14 protein-coding genes and 1 other annotated feature are annotated in these 17,277 nt (G+C 39.1%); of the genes, 1 reads left to right on the top strand and 13 read right to left on the bottom strand.

The features are described 5' to 3' along the window. Positions 1 to 43: 43 nt before the first annotated feature. The 12 genes from trxA to zapA form a co-directional block, all read right to left on the bottom strand. Positions 44 to 355 carry a thioredoxin gene (gene trxA, locus ACIQXW_RS15970; protein ID WP_024363864.1) on the bottom strand — a complete coding sequence of 104 codons (312 nt, stop codon included), beginning with the start codon at positions 353 to 355 and terminating at the stop codon, positions 44 to 46. Between the two features lie 121 nt (positions 356 to 476). Continuing rightward, a complete protein-coding gene (locus ACIQXW_RS15965) occupies positions 477 to 1,826 on the bottom strand; it encodes an amino acid permease (RefSeq protein WP_340823165.1) in 1,350 nt (449 codons plus the stop codon). 58 nt (positions 1,827 to 1,884) lie between these two features. Next, positions 1,885 to 2,117, bottom strand: a binding site (T-box leader). Positions 2,118 to 2,273: 156 nt separating this feature from the next. After that, positions 2,274 to 3,251, bottom strand: coding sequence for an electron transfer flavoprotein subunit alpha/FixB family protein (locus ACIQXW_RS15960; protein WP_402763707.1), 978 nt, complete (start codon positions 3,249 to 3,251; stop codon positions 2,274 to 2,276). A 46-nt stretch (positions 3,252 to 3,297) separates the two neighbouring features. Further along, positions 3,298 to 4,071, bottom strand: a complete 774-nt coding sequence (locus ACIQXW_RS15955; protein ID WP_340823162.1) for an electron transfer flavoprotein subunit beta/FixA family protein — start codon at positions 4,069 to 4,071, stop codon at positions 3,298 to 3,300. Between the two features lie 109 nt (positions 4,072 to 4,180). Further along, on the bottom strand, positions 4,181 to 4,954 hold the full coding sequence (locus ACIQXW_RS15950; protein ID WP_401020601.1) for an enoyl-CoA hydratase: 774 nt from the start codon (positions 4,952 to 4,954) through the stop codon (positions 4,181 to 4,183). 14 nt (positions 4,955 to 4,968) lie between these two features. After that, a complete protein-coding gene (locus tag ACIQXW_RS15945) occupies positions 4,969 to 5,550 on the bottom strand; it encodes a fatty acid metabolism transcriptional regulator FadR (RefSeq protein WP_172772354.1) in 582 nt (193 codons plus the stop codon). 270 nt (positions 5,551 to 5,820) lie between these two features. Next, entirely contained in the window at positions 5,821 to 7,512 is a 1,692-nt protein-coding gene (locus ACIQXW_RS15940; protein ID WP_402763702.1) for an AMP-binding protein, read from the bottom strand. A 488-nt stretch (positions 7,513 to 8,000) separates the two neighbouring features. Further along, positions 8,001 to 8,414, bottom strand: a complete 414-nt coding sequence (locus tag ACIQXW_RS15935; RefSeq protein WP_010860124.1) for a DUF350 domain-containing protein — start codon at positions 8,412 to 8,414, stop codon at positions 8,001 to 8,003. A gap of 21 nt (positions 8,415 to 8,435) precedes the next feature. Beyond that, a complete protein-coding gene (locus tag ACIQXW_RS15930; RefSeq protein ID WP_401020607.1) occupies positions 8,436 to 10,802 on the bottom strand; it encodes an endonuclease MutS2 in 2,367 nt (788 codons plus the stop codon). Positions 10,803 to 10,820: 18 nt separating this feature from the next. Then, complete coding sequence (gene polX / locus ACIQXW_RS15925; RefSeq protein ID WP_402763697.1) at positions 10,821 to 12,530, bottom strand: DNA polymerase/3'-5' exonuclease PolX; 1,710 nt, start codon at positions 12,528 to 12,530, stop codon at positions 10,821 to 10,823. Between the two features lie 189 nt (positions 12,531 to 12,719). Further along, positions 12,720 to 13,265 (bottom strand): CvpA family protein, encoded by a 546-nt coding sequence (locus ACIQXW_RS15920; protein ID WP_340823152.1) that lies wholly within the window; start codon positions 13,263 to 13,265, stop codon positions 12,720 to 12,722. 5 nt (positions 13,266 to 13,270) lie between these two features. Continuing rightward, positions 13,271 to 13,531 carry a cell division protein ZapA gene (zapA, locus tag ACIQXW_RS15915; RefSeq protein ID WP_024363855.1) on the bottom strand — a complete coding sequence of 87 codons (261 nt, stop codon included), beginning with the start codon at positions 13,529 to 13,531 and terminating at the stop codon, positions 13,271 to 13,273. A gap of 135 nt (positions 13,532 to 13,666) precedes the next feature. On the opposite strand from zapA, the gene rnhC reads away from it, so the two are divergent. After that, positions 13,667 to 14,593: a ribonuclease HIII gene (rnhC, locus tag ACIQXW_RS15910; RefSeq protein ID WP_402763694.1), complete on the top strand. Its 927-nt coding sequence runs from the start codon at positions 13,667 to 13,669 to the stop codon at positions 14,591 to 14,593. A gap of 259 nt (positions 14,594 to 14,852) precedes the next feature. Here rnhC and pheT read toward each other — a convergent pair whose 3' ends face one another. Further along, entirely contained in the window at positions 14,853 to 17,270 is a 2,418-nt protein-coding gene (gene pheT, locus ACIQXW_RS15905) for a phenylalanine--tRNA ligase subunit beta (protein ID WP_402763691.1), read from the bottom strand. Positions 17,271 to 17,277: the final 7 nt, after the last annotated feature.

Below are 17,277 nucleotides of genomic sequence, written 5' to 3'. Positions count from 1 at the left end.
AGCCAAGCACATCTAAAGATGGCTCAGCTCTTTATTTTACGAATTAAGCATGTTTAGCGATGAATGCTTCTAATGCTTCTTTTGGTTGGAAACCAACAGTTTTGTCTACTAATTCACCGTTTTTGAATAAAAGCAATGAAGGGATAGACATGATTTGGTATTGTGCTGCAGTACCTTGGTTGTTATCCACATCTACTTTTACGATTTTAGCCGCACTACCTGCAGCGTCCATTTCTTCAAGAACTGGTCCAATCATTTTACATGGTCCACACCAAGCAGCCCAAAAGTCGACTAATACTAAGCCTTCTTTAATATCATCTTGAAACGTTGCATCTGTTGCATGTACAATTGCCATTTGAAATCCTCCTTAAATCTTACTATGGTTGTAGTATAGCATGGATAAAATAGCTTGAGCGAACAATCTGCCTGCAATGTATATTTTATGAAAAAAGTGTCAGGAAAATAAATAACGCCAATTAATTCACTTGATGTCGGCCTTTAAATACATACGTTAACGTAATAAAAATGTAAATTGCTAACGTAATTCCTGTCACGATAATAGAGGTTGTAAAAATAATCCCAATGAGTATGGCACTTAACGCAATAATAGCAATCCACGTTGTATATGGAAACCATTTAACTTCATATGCGCTTGTGTTTTCTGATTGTTTTTTTCGTGATTTTAAATGGGCAATCGCAATAATTAACCAAATAAATAATACTGTATAGCCAAGCGATCCCATTAAGAAATCGAAAGTCTTGCTTCCAGCATATAAAGAAAAAATTACACCTAAATATAAAGCTAACGTACACATTAAAATAGCATATACAGGAACTTTTCGTTTAGATAAATGAGCAAAGATTTTAGGAACACGACCGTCTACAGCTTGTGTATACAGCACGCGAGATGATCCATAAAGCCCTGAATTCATTGAAGAAATAATAGCAAGTAAAACAACAGCATTCATAATATGGTCTGCACCTGGAATTCCAATCATTTTAAATACCATTACAAATGGACTTTCAGGGACACCATTTACTTCATTCCAAGGAATCAAGCTTACGATAATAAAGAACGGAAGTAGATAGAACGTAACAATACGGACTAATGTACTGCGAACAGCTTTTGGTACTACTTTTTCTGGATTTTTTGTTTCAGCTAATGTAATCCCAATGATTTCTGTTCCACCATAAGAATAAATGACGACAAGCATTGCAGCTATTAACCCCGTTGATCCGTTAGGGAAAAAGCCTCCGTGTTCAGTTAAGTTAGAAAAACCAACTGCTGTATGATTTCCAAACGTACCGAACAATAAAATAAGTCCTGCAATAATAAATACAATAATAACAGTGATTTTAATCATGGCTAGCCAGTATTCTGTTTCTGCAAATAGTTTTACGGATAACAGGTTAACGGCTGTCACTAATATTGAAACAGATAGAGCAAGTATCCAAATCGGATATTGAGGTAGCCAATATTGAATAAAAATAGCAGCCACTACTGATTCTGCTGTAATATTTAAAACCCACATTTTCCAATAGATCCAATCAAGGAAATACGCAGGGTATTTTCCTAACACCGACTCAACTAAATCCCTGAACGTTCTTGCTTCTTTATTTCGAACAGCCATTTCGGCTAAACCTTGCATGACAAATAATAAAATAATGCCTCCTACTAAATACGCAATAAGCACAGACGGCCCTGCCATATCAATGGCTGCACTACTTCCTTTAAATAATCCGGCACCAATGGCACCACCTAACGCCATCATTGTAATATGGCGCGAGGTCATAGTTCGTTTTAATTGTTGATTGTTGTTTTCCACTTTCTTACCTCCTAAAATCAAAAAAGGCATACCGTCTGTTCCTTCATAATCAAATGAAAGAAGAGACGATATGCCATAAGCAACCGCGGTACCACTCTAATTGGTCCAATAAGAACCCAACTTAAAAACCTTGTAACGAAGGTTAATCGTCAAACAAATAGAATAATCCGACAATTCTATTTATCTTACCACTCCTAGGCAAGTTCAAAGTCTTATTGGACTGCGTTGCACCAACCCGCAGCTCTCTTTACCGAATAATGAGCTTTTACTACTCCTAATCTTTGCGTTTCAAAACAATATTATTGAAAAATTAATGATTATTCACCACTATAATGTTTACTGTTAGTTATGTCAATATTTTATTTTACGATAATTTTCAAATAATACCTTTCGCTAGATTCATCCATACAAAAAGCAGGAAGGATTAACCCTTCCTGCTTCTGTTTGTTATGCGTTTACTTTTAATGCTTTAAATTCTTCGATTAGAAGCGGAATCACTTCAAATAAATCGCCTACAATACCGTAGTCTGCTACTTTGAAGATATTTGCTTCAGGATCTTTATTAATCGCTACAATTACTTTAGAGTTAGACATACCTGCTAAATGTTGAATTGCACCTGAAATACCTGCTGCGATGTATAGGTCTGGTGTAACAACCTTCCCTGTTTGACCGATTTGTAAAGAATAATCACAGTACTCAGCATCACATGCACCACGAGATGCACCAACTGCACCGCCAAGTAAATCAGCTAATTCCTTTAATGGTTCAAAGCCTTCCTCTGATTTAACACCACGACCACCAGCTACAACTACTTTTGCTTCTGAAAGATCTACACCTTCTGAAGATTTACGTACGACCTCTTTAATGATTGAACGTAAGTTTGTAATATCTACAGTGACAGAAGATACATCACCTGATTTATCCGCAGCTTTTTCTAAAGGTGCAATATTGTTCGGGCGAATTGAAGCTAACACAATGCCCTCTTTTACTTTTACCTTTTCAAAAGCTTTACCAGAGAAGATTGGACGAATGAATACTACATCGTCACCAGCACCTTCAATCGACGTTACGTCAGAAACAAGACCTGCTTGTAATTTACTCGCAATTTTTGGAGATAAATCTTTACCATTTGCAGTATGACCAAACACAATGCCCGTTGGCTGTTCTTGCTCGATAACAGCTAATAAAGCTTGTCCATAGCCATCTGATGTATATTGTTTTAAATGTGGATGTTCCACCGTCACAACACGATCTGCACCATACTCGAATAATGGACCTGTTAATCCTGCAACCGCGTCCCCTAAAAGTACGCCAACAACCTCGCCACCATCAGCGATTTGTTTTGCTGCTGCAATTGCCTCGAAAGATACATTACGTAAGCTTCCTTCACGAACTTCACCTAATACTAATACTTTTTTTGACATAGTATATTCCCTCCGTTACCCTTTAAGATTCGATTTGCGCTAACACTTAAACAACTTTCGCTTCTGAATGAAGTAGGTTGACTAGCTCTTTTGCTTGCTCAGAAAGTTCGCCTTGTAAAATACGACCTGCTGCTTTTTGAGCTGGTAAGTAAATGTCGACTGTTTCTACTTTTACTTCAACATCATCTTCATCGATATCTAAATCATCTAATTCAAGCTCTGCAAGCGGTTTCTTCTTCGCTTTCATAATGCCTGGTAAAGATGGGTAACGTGGCTCATTTAGACCTTGTTGAGCAGTTACTAAAAGTGGTAAAGACGTTTCAATCACTTCTGAATCACCCTCGATATCGCGCACGATTTTTGCAGATGTGCCATCGATTTCAAGGTTTGTAATTGTTGTAACATAGTTGATGCCTAATAAATCTGCAACACGTGGACCTACTTGACCTGAACCACCGTCAATAGCCACATTTCCTGTTAAAATCAAGTCAGCATCTTTATCTTTTAAGTACTCAGCTAAAATGAATGCAGCTGCATTTTGATCTAATTCATCTAGATCATCTTCTGTATTAATAAGAACCGCTTCATCTGCACCCATTGCTAATGCTGTACGCAATTGCTTTTCTGCATCCTCGCCACCGATTGTAACAACTGTTACTTTACCACCAGCTGCATCACGAACTTGAATTGCTTCTTCAATTGCATACTCATCATAAGGATTAATAATGAATTCAGCGCCGTCCTCTTGGATTTTACCACCCGACACAACGATTTTTTCTTCTGTATCAAACGTACGTTTAATTAATGCAAAAATGTTCATATTTCATACCCCCTGCAACGTTTTTTAAATTCCCAAGTAAACTTGTAAATATTATATATTTTCAGAGTTGATAAACTCCCCTTAAGTGGTTAACAACACTGATGGAAAACTATTTGCCAGTAAACACAGGCTCGCGTTTTTCAATAAATGCTTGAATTCCTTCTTTAGCATCTTCTGATACAAATACTGTACCAAATGATTTAGCTTCTGCTTGAATACCTTCATAAAATGAAGCATGTTTCGCATATTGTAATGCTTGAATCGCTTCTTTTAATGCAATTGGACTCTTCTTCGCAATCTTTTTCGCTACCTTTAGTGTTTCATCAAGTAATACTTCATCTGTAAAAGCACGGTTTGCTAGTCCCCATTGCACTGCTTCTGTACCGGAAATAGGATCACTTGTAAACATCATTTCTGCTGCTTTAGCTACCCCAACATAACGTGGTAAACGTTGTGTGCCACCGAAGCCTGGAATAAGACCTAGTTGTAGTTCAGGCAATCCTAATTTCGCAGATTCTGTTACAAAGCGCAAATGACAGCTCATAGCTAATTCTAGACCACCGCCAAGTGCGGCACCATGAATTGCAGCGATTACTGGCTTAGGGAACGACTCAACGCGTTCAAATACTTGTTGACCATGACCTGCAAGCTTCGTAAACTCTTCCCCAGAGTCAACTTCTGTAAATTCTTTAATATCTGCACCTGCTGAGAAGAAACGGCCTTCGCCATGAAGTACAAGGACACGTACTGCGTCATCGTTTTCTACGGCATCTAGCACAGCATTTACTTCTGCAATGATTCCGCGAGATAATGCGTTTGCTGGAGGACGTGCAATCGTAATAATCGCTACTCCATCTTCTACTTTCCAACTTAGAAATTCCATTTCTCCACATCCTTTTAAGCTTTAATGCCGTTCAGGATTAATGCCTGAACTTTCGGAACCTGTTCTATCAAATCATATCGATAGTCATTCATAACCCAAGACGTAATAGTTTCGTCAATTGTTCCAAATACCATTTGACGCGCTAAGCGAACATCCATCGTTTGATTGAACTCACCAGAAACCATACCTTCAATTAAAATTTGATCAAGCAGTTGTAAATAATCTCTTAATACACCATTGATCTTTTGTCGCAAATCTTTATTTGATTGTCGAAGTTCTAATTGTGTAACGGTCGCAAGTGATCGATCTGTAGCTAGAACACTAAAATGATTTTCAATCATCCGTGAAAGTTTGTCTTTCGACGTACTCCCATTTTCTATTATATCTTGTAATGACTCTACAAAAACAGCCATTTTTTCATTAAAGACAGAAATTAATATATCTTCTTTATTTTTAAAATATAAATAGATTGTTCCATCGGCTACTCCTGCTTGTTTTGCAATCTTCGATACTTGCGCTTGGTGATAACCATTTTCTGCAATAACGAAAACAGCTGCATCAATAATTTGCTTATATTTTGGCTTATCTCGCTTCATTTTTAAATCACCACCTACAAAAAACATACGCACACCTAATTATATTTTGTGACATAATTGACTGATCGTTAAAATAATAATTTGCCAATATGTGACACACTGTGTAATTCCTTAAACGCTGAAGTTTCGAAACAAATTTTTGAATCGGTTCTTCATGATTAACATGGCGTGGTTTTAAAGAAACAAAAAAATATGAAAATATGAATGGTTATTCATTCATATTTTCATATTATATTTTACAATCGCGCTTGTCAATACTTTACCACGTAGTTATTTTGCTTCTTTATTCGCCATTTTTGTTTTTTCTTCTTCCACTAAAGTACGACGTAGAATTTTTCCGACTGCTGTTTTTGGTAACTCATCTCGGAATTCATAAAAGCGTGGCACTTTAAAAGCAGCTAAGTGCTGACGACAGTATTTATTTAATTCGTCTTCAGTAATCGAATATCCTTCTTTTACAACAATATAAGCTTTTACTGTTTCTCCTCGATACGGATCTGGAATGCCTGCTACTACGCATTCTTGAATTTCTTCCCGCTCATATAATACTTCTTCGACTTCACGAGGATAAATATTAAAGCCACCCGCTATAATTAAATCTTTCTTCCGGTCAACTACATAGAAGAAACCTTTTTCATCCATATACCCAAGATCACCCGTTAAGAACCAACCATCTGCAAAAGTCGCAGCTGTATCCTCTGGACGATTCCAATAGCCCTTCATCACTTGCGGACCTTTAACAGCAATTTCGCCTACTTCACCAACAGCAAGTTGTTCAGTATCCCCTGTACGTAAAATGACAGAATCCGTATTCGGCCATGGTAAACCTACTGAACCTATGACACGGTTACCCCAAATTGGTGTTGCATGCGTTACTGGAGAGGTTTCGGTTAACCCATAACCTTCGACAAGCTTCCCACCTGTTACTGCCTCAAATCGCTCCTGTACTTCTACAGGCAATGAAGCCGAGCCACTTAGGCATGCTTTAATAGACGATAAATCATATTTCGCAATATCCGGATGATTTAATAAACCAATATATAATGTCGGAGCACCAGGGAACAATGTTGGCTTTTGCTTATCAATCGTTTTCAAAGCTGTTTCTGCATCAAACTTCGGTAATAGCACCATTCTATTTTGAGTGAACACCGATAGTAGCATGACTGTTGTCATCCCATAAACATGGAAAAATGGAAGCACACCCATAATCGTTTCCTCGCCGTGGACACATTTATACATCCAGGCGTCACACATTGTCGTATTGGCAATTAAGTTTTTATGCGTTAACATAACACCTTTCGGATACCCTGTCGTCCCGCCTGTATACTGAAGTAATGCAAGATCTTCTTCGAAATCAAATGGCATTTCAATCATTTTTACAGGTGAGGACTTCATAATTTCTGTAAATAAATGATTTTGCCCGCTATGCTCAACTTTCACACTAAAGCCGTACTGCTTTTTTTGAATAAATGGATATACTAAGTTTTTTGGGAATGGTAAGTAGTCTTTGATCGCTGTTACAATGACATTTTCAAGCGCTGTTTCTTTCATGATTTTCATCACGCGCGGATATAAAATATCCATTACTAAAATGACCTTCGCACCTGAATCCGTCAATTGATATTGCAATTCACGTTCAGTATAAAGTGGATTTGTTTGTACTACGACCGCTCCAGCATACATCGCCCCATAGTAAGCGATTACACTTTGTGGCGTGTTTGGTAACATAATTGCCATCCGATCTCCCTTTTCTACACCAAGTGCTTGTAAATAGTTCGCGAACTTAAGTGCAGACTCATATAACTCGGTGTACGTCAAATCCTTACCCATAAAATGAATTGCCACTTTAGATGGTTTCTTTTTATAGGCACGTGTTAAAAACTCTTGCACAGGAATTTCCTCAAACGTTAAAGACGGTGGTATTTCTTCAGGATAATTTGCTAGCCATGGTTTTGCTGTCATACGTCCTCTCCCCTTTGTCCCAAACTTTGTAAATTCTTAATTTAATTATAATGAAAAAGAAATGTACTTTCAAACACAAAATAGAAAATAAATGTATTTTCGATTAATTATTATGCGTTTTACAACATTTATATAACTACCACATAAAGGGTTTAAAGTCGACTCCCCTTATGAATGCTCATTCATTGTTTCGTTTTTTATACAATCGATGCGCTCCCTATTTCTATATTAAAAAAATAATTTTCTTCAAAAGTATTTCTATCATTTTGTAAAGATAATAGATTTTCTCTATTAGTGCTTCACGTTTTCGATACAAAAAAGCTGTAGAGAACCTTGAATTCCAAGTTTCTCTACAGCTAGACATTCCCTCACATTATTGAGGCTACATTAAAAAATTATACGGTAAACATATAGTAAATACCGACTGCCAAAAATGCGATGCAGACTATGATTAGAACTTTCGCTAATTTTTCCATCTCATAACACTCCTATGCAATACTTGCCCCAATAACGAACGATAGACCGACTGAAATCGTAAAGGAAATAAAGCCTACTGAGCGATTATCATTGGCAATTTCCTGATCCACGTTAAAGCGTGGCGTCATAAATTCAAATAAGAAATAGGCCACAATTAGTAACGTAAAACCAAATAGTCCCCACCCAATCATTTCACTCAGCGTACTATGGCGAGCAATCGAATAACGGAAAATATTGCAAATCCCTAATATTTTACCTCCGGTTGCAAGCGCAACAGCTACATTACCATTTTTTATTTCTTCCCAATTTTTATATTTCGTAACGACTTCGAACAATGCCATCGAGACGACTAAACATAACACAACAACACTAAAATATCCTGCCGTTTCGATAATTGGATATCGCCAAAAGCTAGAATTTAGCATTTTCTCCGTCCCCTTTACAGCTTATTTCAATTCCACAACAGTAACGCCAAATCCACCTTCGCCTGTTTCTCCAAAACGGAAGGATTTCACCCGTTTATGTTTTTTCAGGTAACTTTGTATGCCCTGACGCAATGCCCCTGTCCCAACGCCGTGAATAATCGACACTCGACCATAGTTTGAAAGCAGCGCATCGTCTATATATTTTTCAGTGCGAATAATCGCATCCTCATAGCGCTCCCCACGTAAATCTAACTCTAATTTCACATGGCTATCTCGATTTTTCACACCAGAAACTCGTTGTACAGGCTCTTTCTCAGGTTTAATGTATTCTATATCTGTATCGGCAATTTTCATCTTTAAAATGCCCATTTGTACAACCCATTCAGCATCAGATACTTTTTCAAGTAAAGTACCTCGTTGACCATAGCTTAACACCTTTACCTCATCACCGACAACCAAGTTTTGTGCACGCGCCTTAACTTGCGCTGCTTTTTTCAATACTTTGTTATGCTCAAGTGGTGTCGCTTCTTCTAAACGTTTACGTGCCTCAATAAGCTCATGCTCTTTCACTACTTGATTAGCATTTTTACGCATTTCGCGCAGCTCGGTAATAATTGTTTCTGCTTCTCTTTTTGCATCATCCACAATTTTACGTGCTTTTTCTTTCGCTTTTTTATCGAGTGCCTCTTTGCGATCTTCATATGCTTGAAGCTTGTCTTGTAGCTCTTTGCGAAGTGCCTCAGACTCTAATAGTAAGTCATGGGAGCGCTCGGCATCGTCCTCTGATTGGCGTCTCGTTTCTTCTAAGGAAGCAATCATAGACTCCACCTCATGACGGTCCGTACCTGTGAAGCTTTTAGCACGATCGATAATGGACTCTGGTAAGCCAAGACGACTAGAAATTTCAAATGCATTAGAACGACCAGGCACACCAATGAGTAAGCGATATGTCGGACTTAAAGTTTCAATATCGAATTCTACACTTGCATTGGCAACACCAGGACGATTATAACCATATGCTTTTAATTCAGGATAGTGCGTCGTTGCCATGACACGTGCGCCGCGACCATGCACTTCATCCAAAATCGAAATAGCTAAGGCAGCACCTTCTTGTGGATCTGTTCCTGCACCTAATTCGTCAAATAACACGAGTGATTCGTGATCAAACTGCTTTAAAATGTCGACAATGTTTACCATATGAGATGAAAATGTAGAAAGCGATTGTTCAATTGATTGTTCATCACCGATATCAGCAAAAAGCTGCTCAAATACTGCTAGCTCTGAACCATCTAATGCTGGCACTGGTAAGCCTGCCTGCGCCATTAACGTACAAAGACCAACTGTTTTTAACGTAACGGTCTTACCACCAGTGTTTGGTCCTGTAATTACAATTGCTGTAATGTCTCTCCCGAATTCGATGTCATTTGCAACCGCAGTTTCAATAGGTAAAAGTGGATGACGCGCTCGTACAAGTCGGATATAACCGTCCTTGTTCATTTTTGGCATCGTGCATTTATTGGCTTGGCCGTATTTGCCCTTTGCTAAAATGACATCAATTTCACCTAATATTTTCACTAAGTTAAATAAATCTGGTGCAACTTCCTCCACCATCGCGCTTAAAGCAAGCAAAATACGATCAATCTCCGTCTGCTCTTTCATTTTAAGTCGGTGTATTTCATTATTTGCTTGTACAACTGAATCTGGTTCGATAAATAATGTTTGGCCAGATGATGATTGATCATGCACAATTCCACCATAATGATGACGATATTCTTGTTTAACTGGAATTACATATCGGTCGTTACGAATCGTAACAATGGCATCTGAAAGCATTTTTGACGCATTACTGCCTCGAGTTAAGCTTTCTAGTTTCGAACGCACTTTAGCCTCTTCAGCACGCAGAGATTGACGGATAGATCGCAATGTTTGGCTTGCTGAATCTAAAACAGCGCCGTTATCGTCAATACAGTTATTTATTTCATGCTGTAATCCTGTTAGTACAGGCATCATTTCTTTTTTAGTAATGAAATGAGGAATTTCAATGATTTCTTCGGACTCTAAATCCTCAAGGAAATTGCGAAGAATACGACTAGCTCGAATCGTACTTGATACTTCCATTAATTCCATCGCTGAAAGCATCCCGCCGATTTGGGCACGTCTTGCAGCAGGTCGAACATCGAAAATTCCACCCATTGGCACATTACCTTTTACACGTAAAATGGATAGCCCTTCATCCATCTCTTCTAACAACTGAACTACTTTTTCATAGTCTGTTTGTGGTACAAGCTCATCAATGGCTGATTTGCCGATTGAAGAAGTACAGTATGTAGCCACTTGTTGACGTACCTTATCATATTCTAGTGTTTTCAATGCGCGGTTTGCGATCACTGAGAACACCTCCTCAACCTATTTATTTCGTCGAATGAACGCCTCAAACTGTTCACGCGTCCATGTGTTGACAATCATATCTTTTTTCAGCCATGCCTTATTTGCATAGCGCACACCTATATCCATAAAACGTAAATGAGCGGTATCATGAGCATCGGTATTTATCGCTACAGGGACACCTGCTGCAACAGCCATTTCTAAGTGCTCAACACATAAATCTAAACGATATGGATTTGCGTTTAACTCTAAAATTTTACCATATTCCTTCGCCCATTCAATTAGCTGTGCTATATCTGGATTATAACCTGCACGATCCTCAATAATGCGACCTGTTGGATGGGCAATCATATGAACATACGGATTTTGCATTGCCGTGTGCAAACGCGCCATAATTTTATCCTGTGATTGTGTAAAACTCGAGTGAATAGAGGCTATTACGAAATCTAATTTTTTTAGTACTTCGTCATCAAAATCTAACGAACCATCCGGTAAAATATCCATCTCTGTTCCTGCATATAAATAAAAGTCTGGGTGTGCTTCGTTAAATGCATCAATCTCCACTCGTTGCTTCTCTAAACGTGCAGGTGTTAAACCATTCGCCACTTTTAAATACTGTGAGTGATCGGTAATAACGCCATAGTGATAACTACGTGACATTAATGCATCTCCCATTTCAGCAACGGAGTATGCACCATCTGACCATGTCGTATGCATATGCAAATCTGCCACAATATCCTCTAGCTTTACTAAATCCTTTACTTCACTTTGGCGATCAAACTCAGTTGACCCCGTTCGTAAGCTAGGTGGAATAAATGGCATATCAAAATGTTCAAAAAATGCCGCCTCATCCTCAAATGTCAGTACTGAGCCATCTGCTTGCTCTACACCATATTCACTAATTTTCTCCCCACGTGCTTTTGCAAGTTGACGCATACGAACATTATGATCTTTTGAACCAGTAAAATGGTGCAAGGCAGTTGCATACTCAACATCCTTCACTAATCGAAAATCAACACTTATCGGTTCATCTAAATCTAAAATAACTGAAATCTTTGTATCACCTGCAGCTACGACTTCCTGAATTGCAAGTTCACTCAATAACTTTTCACGGACTACCTCAACCGCTTCAGTTACAACGATAAAATCAATATCTTTACTCGTTTCTGAGGCACGGCGGAAGCTTCCAGCTACTGAGAAACGTGCCACTTCCTCCATACTACCGAGAAGTGCTTCAATTTGTAAAACAACAGGCTCTAGCAGCCAAATTGGCAAACGTTCCGAACGATTGGCAAAGTTAGCAAGCTCCTTTAAAATTTTTTCTTCAGTTTTCGCTGCAAAGCCCGCTAGCTCGCGCACTTTACCAGCCTCACATGCAGCCTGTAAGCTTTCAGCAGAGTCAATGCCTAACTCTTGGTGAAGCTTGGCAATTTTTTTGCCGCCTAAACCTGGCAACTTCAATAGTGGCAGTAAGCCTTTTGGCACGATATCTTGTAATTCTTTTAAGAGACTTGATTCTCCTGTCTCAATTAGGTCTTCAATAACAGCAGCTGTGCCTTTACCGATTCCTTTAAGCTTTGTCACATCTTCCATTTCACTTAGGGAGCGTTCGTCTCCTTCAAGTGCAGCAGCGGCCTTTCGGAAGGCTGATACCTTGAACGGATTTTCACCTTGTAACTCCATATATAATGCAATTTTCTCTAGTGTACGAATAATTGTTTTTTTGTTCATTTAGAATTCCTCCTATCGTAAAAACACTTCCCTCTAGTCCGAGAGAAGTGCATCGATTACTATTGCCTATTCATTACGGCTCTGCGCACAAAATAGCTGTGCCCTTAACAGCAACTTCGCCATTTAAGCGGATTTCTACGGACAAACAAGTGAAACCACATTCAGTTTTCCATGCGTAGACGCCAAATTTTATGAAGCATGGAGATAAATATACCACCAATTTTGGAACATCTTTGTAATAATCGGCGTATGCTCCAAAATGAGGCCTGATAAGAACGACTTCGACATTAAATTTTGCACCAAATCAATCGGAACTAATGCCAAAACATACAACACAATAAACAAAATTAAATAATTTTCAATCATGCCTAGCAGTGCACCAAGCCAACGGTTTACTGTATTAAGCACCGGTAGATAGGCAATAAAATCAAAAATAGATGCCACAATTTGCATTGTAATTTTCACAGCAAAGAATATAACCGCAAATGCAATAACACGGTAAAACGTGCGGTCTAAATCTAAGCTGTCAATGACAACCCCGAGGCTTCCCGAATCCGTAACACCTGGATATGGCACCCAAAACACAAATTTCTGTGCTAATGGCTTATAATAAATATACGCAACAATTAGGGCAACGACAAAGCTGACAATATGCATCATTTGTACAATGAAGCCACGTTTTGCCCCCACTAGTAGTCCAACTAATAGAACTACTAATATGATTAAATCTAGCATTCACTTCAACCCTTTAATTTTTTCAATTCTTCTTCTAGTAATTCTATTTGCTCTTTTAAGAGTAAATAATCGTGCACCGTATTTACAGCTGTAAGGACGGCAAGCTTTGTGCTATCAAGTGAGGGATTATGTAAATTCATTTCGCGCATACGGTCATCAACAATAGAAGCGACAAGTCGCATGTGTCCAATGGATTCGGAGCCGACCATTTTATATGTATGACCATATATTTCCACAGAAATTTTATTCTTTTCTTGATTTTCCATAGTCGCACCCTCCAATAAAATCATTTTGCTCACGATTTTGACAGTAATGAGCAACGTCCACACAAAAAAGCTATATATTATCATAACATGAAAGGTATAAAATTGTGAACAATGAGGATAGAAAGGAACGGTTAAATGTCAAATATTGTACTTTTAATTTCAACAAATGCACAAAAAGAGGTGATGTCTTATTACGCAAGTTATTATGTGGAGCGAAAAGCACCAGGTGTCGTATTCGCCGCAAAACTTCCTGATACAGCTATTACGATGTACAAATCGGGGAAATGTATGTTTCAAGGAGGGGGCGCTGAGCGAGAAGCGGCAAGATGGGGTTCCCCTGGGGTAACAACAACCCAAAAGTCCTCACCTGTTGGAGCAAAAGGAGATACGCTTCCCGAGGGCTTTGCTTCAATGTCTGTGTTAGGCTCCGATGAAACAGGGACAGGCGATTATTTTGGGCCTATAACAGTCGCGGCAGTTTACGTTCCTTCTTCAAAAATCGAACTAATAAATGAGCTCGGCGTTAAAGATTCTAAAATGCTTACTGATGACTATATGCGAAAAATAGCTCCACATTTACGCGCGGCATGTATCCATAGCGTACTCGTATTACGCAATGAAAAATATAATGTATTACAAGCAAAAGGTTACTCTCAGGGCAAAATGAAAGCAATGATGCATAATAAGGCGCTCGGCAATACATTGTCAAAAATGGCCCCTGAAAAGCCTGCACATATATTAATTGATCAGTTCGCAGAGCGCGGGGTCTATTACAATTACTTAAAAAATGAGCGGGAAATTGTTAGAGATGATGTACTTTTTTCAACGAAAGCAGAACAATTACATGTTTCAGTCGCTACCGCTTCGATTTTGGCACGCGCTGCATTCTTAAAGGAAATGGACCAACTAAGTGAGCTAGCTGGCATAGAGTTACAAAAAGGAGCATCTAGCAAGGTTGATGCATTAGCGGCACGAATTTGGCGTGGACAAGGAGAGGAATTTTTGCGTTCTATCACGAAATGGCATTTTGCGAATACTGAGAAGGCTCGGAAGCTAAAATAAATATAGAGGACTACTGCCATTGATTTCGCTACGGTCTGGCGCTTTCCGCGGGCACACTGTAAGCCGCAACCCTCGCTAACGCGCGGATTGTTGCGGCTTACGTGGCGTGCGTTCTCATAGGAGTCGCCAGCCCTCCGCTCCAATCAACTTAATAGGTAATAAAAAAAGACAAAAGGCACCAAGAGTTAACTTCTTGGTGCCTTTTGTCGACACTCTGAGCTGTCTCTAATTTCAAGACAGCTTGTTAAATTAGTATAAATTAACGTACTTCTGTTCCTTCAATTGTGGCGATTGCTTTTAACACTTTGTTATGTGCTGCAACAACTTCATCATCTGTTAATGTTCGTTCTGGATCGAAATATGTTAATGAGAAGGCAACAGATTTTTTACCTACCTCCATTTTTTCACCTTCGTAGACATCGAACACGCGAATATCCTTCAACAGCTTCACGCCTGCTGAACGAATAGCGGTAATTACTTCACCCGCTGCTGTTGCACGGTCCATAACTAATGCGATATCTCGAGACATAGCTGGGAAACGAGGAACTGGTTTATAACCAAGTGGTGCTTCACTTGCATTTGCATGAAGTAATGCTACTAAATTCATTTCCATTACGTACGTATCTTTTACACCCCATGTTTTTTGTTCTGCAGGATGTAAGCCACCGATAATACCAACTTGTTCTCCATCTAATAAGATGCTAGCTGTACGTCCAGGATGTAAACCAGCTACTTCTGATTTAACAAATGTAATACGATCTGCTAAACCAAGCTTACCAATTACGCCCTCGATAATCCCTTTTAATACGAAGAAATCTACTTCCTTTTTCTCGCCTTGCCAAGCATGATCTAACCATTTACCTGTTATAACAGCTGCAACATGCTCTTCTTCAAACGGTAGCCCCTCTTCTGTTTGACCAAGGAAGACAGAACCAACTTCGTATAATGCTACGCTATCTGCTTTACGCGCAACGTTATATGCTGCTGCTTCAATTAAATGTGGAATTAAGCTTTGACGTAGTGTTGAACGATCTTCACTCATCGGCATTAATAAACGCGTTACAGGCTCTGCTTTTAGTGCAAAGCGTTGTGATAGTGCTGCAGATGTTAAAGAATAAGTGACAGCTTGATAAAGTCCTGCACCTTCCATAAAGTTACGCACTACACGACGATTTGCTTGGTAAGCTGTCAATGTCCCAACTTGGTTAGCACCTTCTGGTAAAGTCATTGGAATTTCATCGTAACCATATAAACGTGCAATTTCTTCAACGATATCTTCTTCAATTTTAATATCTTGACGACGTGTTGGAGCATCGATAATTAATAAGCCATTCGCTGCTTCTACACCAAATTTCAAACGCTCTAAAATCGAAAGCATATCTTCTAATGAGATTTTCATGCCAAGACGTTCGTTAATGAAGTCTGGAGAGACAACAACACGTGCGGGTGTTTTATCTAATTCATCTACGATACACGTACCCTCTAACACTTCACCGCCAGCTAACTCAGCAAGTAACGCTGCTGCACGTTCTGCTGCAGGAAGCACTCGGTTTGGATCAACGCCTTTTTCAAAACGAGCTGATGCATCCGAGCGAAGACCTAGATTACGTGAAGTTTGGCGCACTGTTAAGCCATCGAAATAGGCAGATTCAATAACAACAGTTGTTGTAGATTCTGTTACTTCAGAGTTTGCTCCACCCATTACACCTGCAATCGCTACTGGCTCTTTGCCATTCGTAATCACTAAATCAGTCGCCTTTAATGTACGTTCTTGGTCATCTAAAGTCGTGATTTTTTCACCTTCTGTTGCTTTACGAACAACAATTTCACCTGTTGCTAAGCTATCATAGTCAAATGCATGAAGTGGTTGACCATATTCCATTAAAATATAGTTTGTCACATCGACTACATTGTTGTGAGGACGTACTCCAGCTGCCATTAAGCGGTGCTGTAACCACATTGGTGATTCTGCAATTTTAACGTTTTTCACAACTTTCGCTACGTACATTGGGTTTGCTTGTAGATCTTCCACTTGAAGCTTTAATAAGTCCCCTGCCTTTTCAGAAGATGTATGATAAGCGATTTCTGGGTACTTTACTTCTTCGGAAAGAATTGCACCAACCTCATAAGCTACCCCTAACATTGAAAGCGCATCGGAGCGGTTTGGTGTTAAGCCAAGCTCAAGCACAGTATCACGAAGACCTAAAACCGCTAGTGCATCAGAACCCACCTCTGCATCTGCTGGTAACACATAAATGCCTTCAGCATAAGCTTTCGGTACTAACTTACCTTCAATACCAAGCTCTTGCAATGAACAAATCATACCGTTTGATTCATGCCCACGAAGCTTTGCTTTTTTAATTTTAATGCCACCTGGTAAATGTGCACCAGGACGAGCAACGATTACTTTTTGACTTGCATCTACGTTTGGCGCTCCACAAATAATTTGTTGTGGTTCCGCCTCCCCAACATCTACTTGGCAAATGTTTAATTTATCGGCTTCAGGGTGCTTCTCTTTTGACACAATATAGCCGACAACGACTTTATCCATACCGCTAGCACGGTCAATAACTGCGTCTACTTCTATGCCAGAGCGTGTAATTTTTTCTGCTAAATCTTCAGGCGCTAAGTCCTGTGTACTTACATAATCTTTTAACCATTCTAATGATACTAACATTTATAGT

This window comes from Lysinibacillus sp. NPDC097162 (assembly GCF_044762185.1).
Classification (GTDB): Bacteria; Bacillota; Bacilli; order Bacillales_A; family Planococcaceae; genus Lysinibacillus.
Note: the sequence above shows the minus strand (reverse complement) of the source record. Positions and strands in the feature narration are given on the sequence as shown.

Bases quoted from the DNA above. Each gene is read 5' to 3' on its own strand.
- pheT (WP_402763691.1), bottom strand. From the start codon at position 17,270: ATGTTAGTATCATTAGAATGGTTAAAAGATTATGTAAGTACACAGGAC.
- rnhC (WP_402763694.1), top strand. From the start codon at position 13,667: ATGTCAAATATTGTACTTTTAATTTCAACAAATGCACAAAAAGAGGTG.
- ACIQXW_RS15935 (WP_010860124.1), bottom strand. From the start codon at position 8,414: ATGCTAAATTCTAGCTTTTGGCGATATCCAATTATCGAAACGGCAGGA.
- ACIQXW_RS15940 (WP_402763702.1), bottom strand. From the start codon at position 7,512: ATGACAGCAAAACCATGGCTAGCAAATTATCCTGAAGAAATACCACCG.
- zapA (WP_024363855.1), bottom strand. From the start codon at position 13,531: ATGGAAAATCAAGAAAAGAATAAAATTTCTGTGGAAATATATGGTCAT.
- trxA (WP_024363864.1), bottom strand. From the start codon at position 355: ATGGCAATTGTACATGCAACAGATGCAACGTTTCAAGATGATATTAAA.
- ACIQXW_RS15920 (WP_340823152.1), bottom strand. From the start codon at position 13,265: ATGCTAGATTTAATCATATTAGTAGTTCTATTAGTTGGACTACTAGTG.
- ACIQXW_RS15945 (WP_172772354.1), bottom strand. From the start codon at position 5,550: ATGAAGCGAGATAAGCCAAAATATAAGCAAATTATTGATGCAGCTGTT.
- ACIQXW_RS15950 (WP_401020601.1), bottom strand. From the start codon at position 4,954: ATGGAATTTCTAAGTTGGAAAGTAGAAGATGGAGTAGCGATTATTACG.
- ACIQXW_RS15955 (WP_340823162.1), bottom strand. From the start codon at position 4,071: ATGAACATTTTTGCATTAATTAAACGTACGTTTGATACAGAAGAAAAA.
- ACIQXW_RS15960 (WP_402763707.1), bottom strand. From the start codon at position 3,251: ATGTCAAAAAAAGTATTAGTATTAGGTGAAGTTCGTGAAGGAAGCTTA.
- polX (WP_402763697.1), bottom strand. From the start codon at position 12,530: ATGAACAAAAAAACAATTATTCGTACACTAGAGAAAATTGCATTATAT.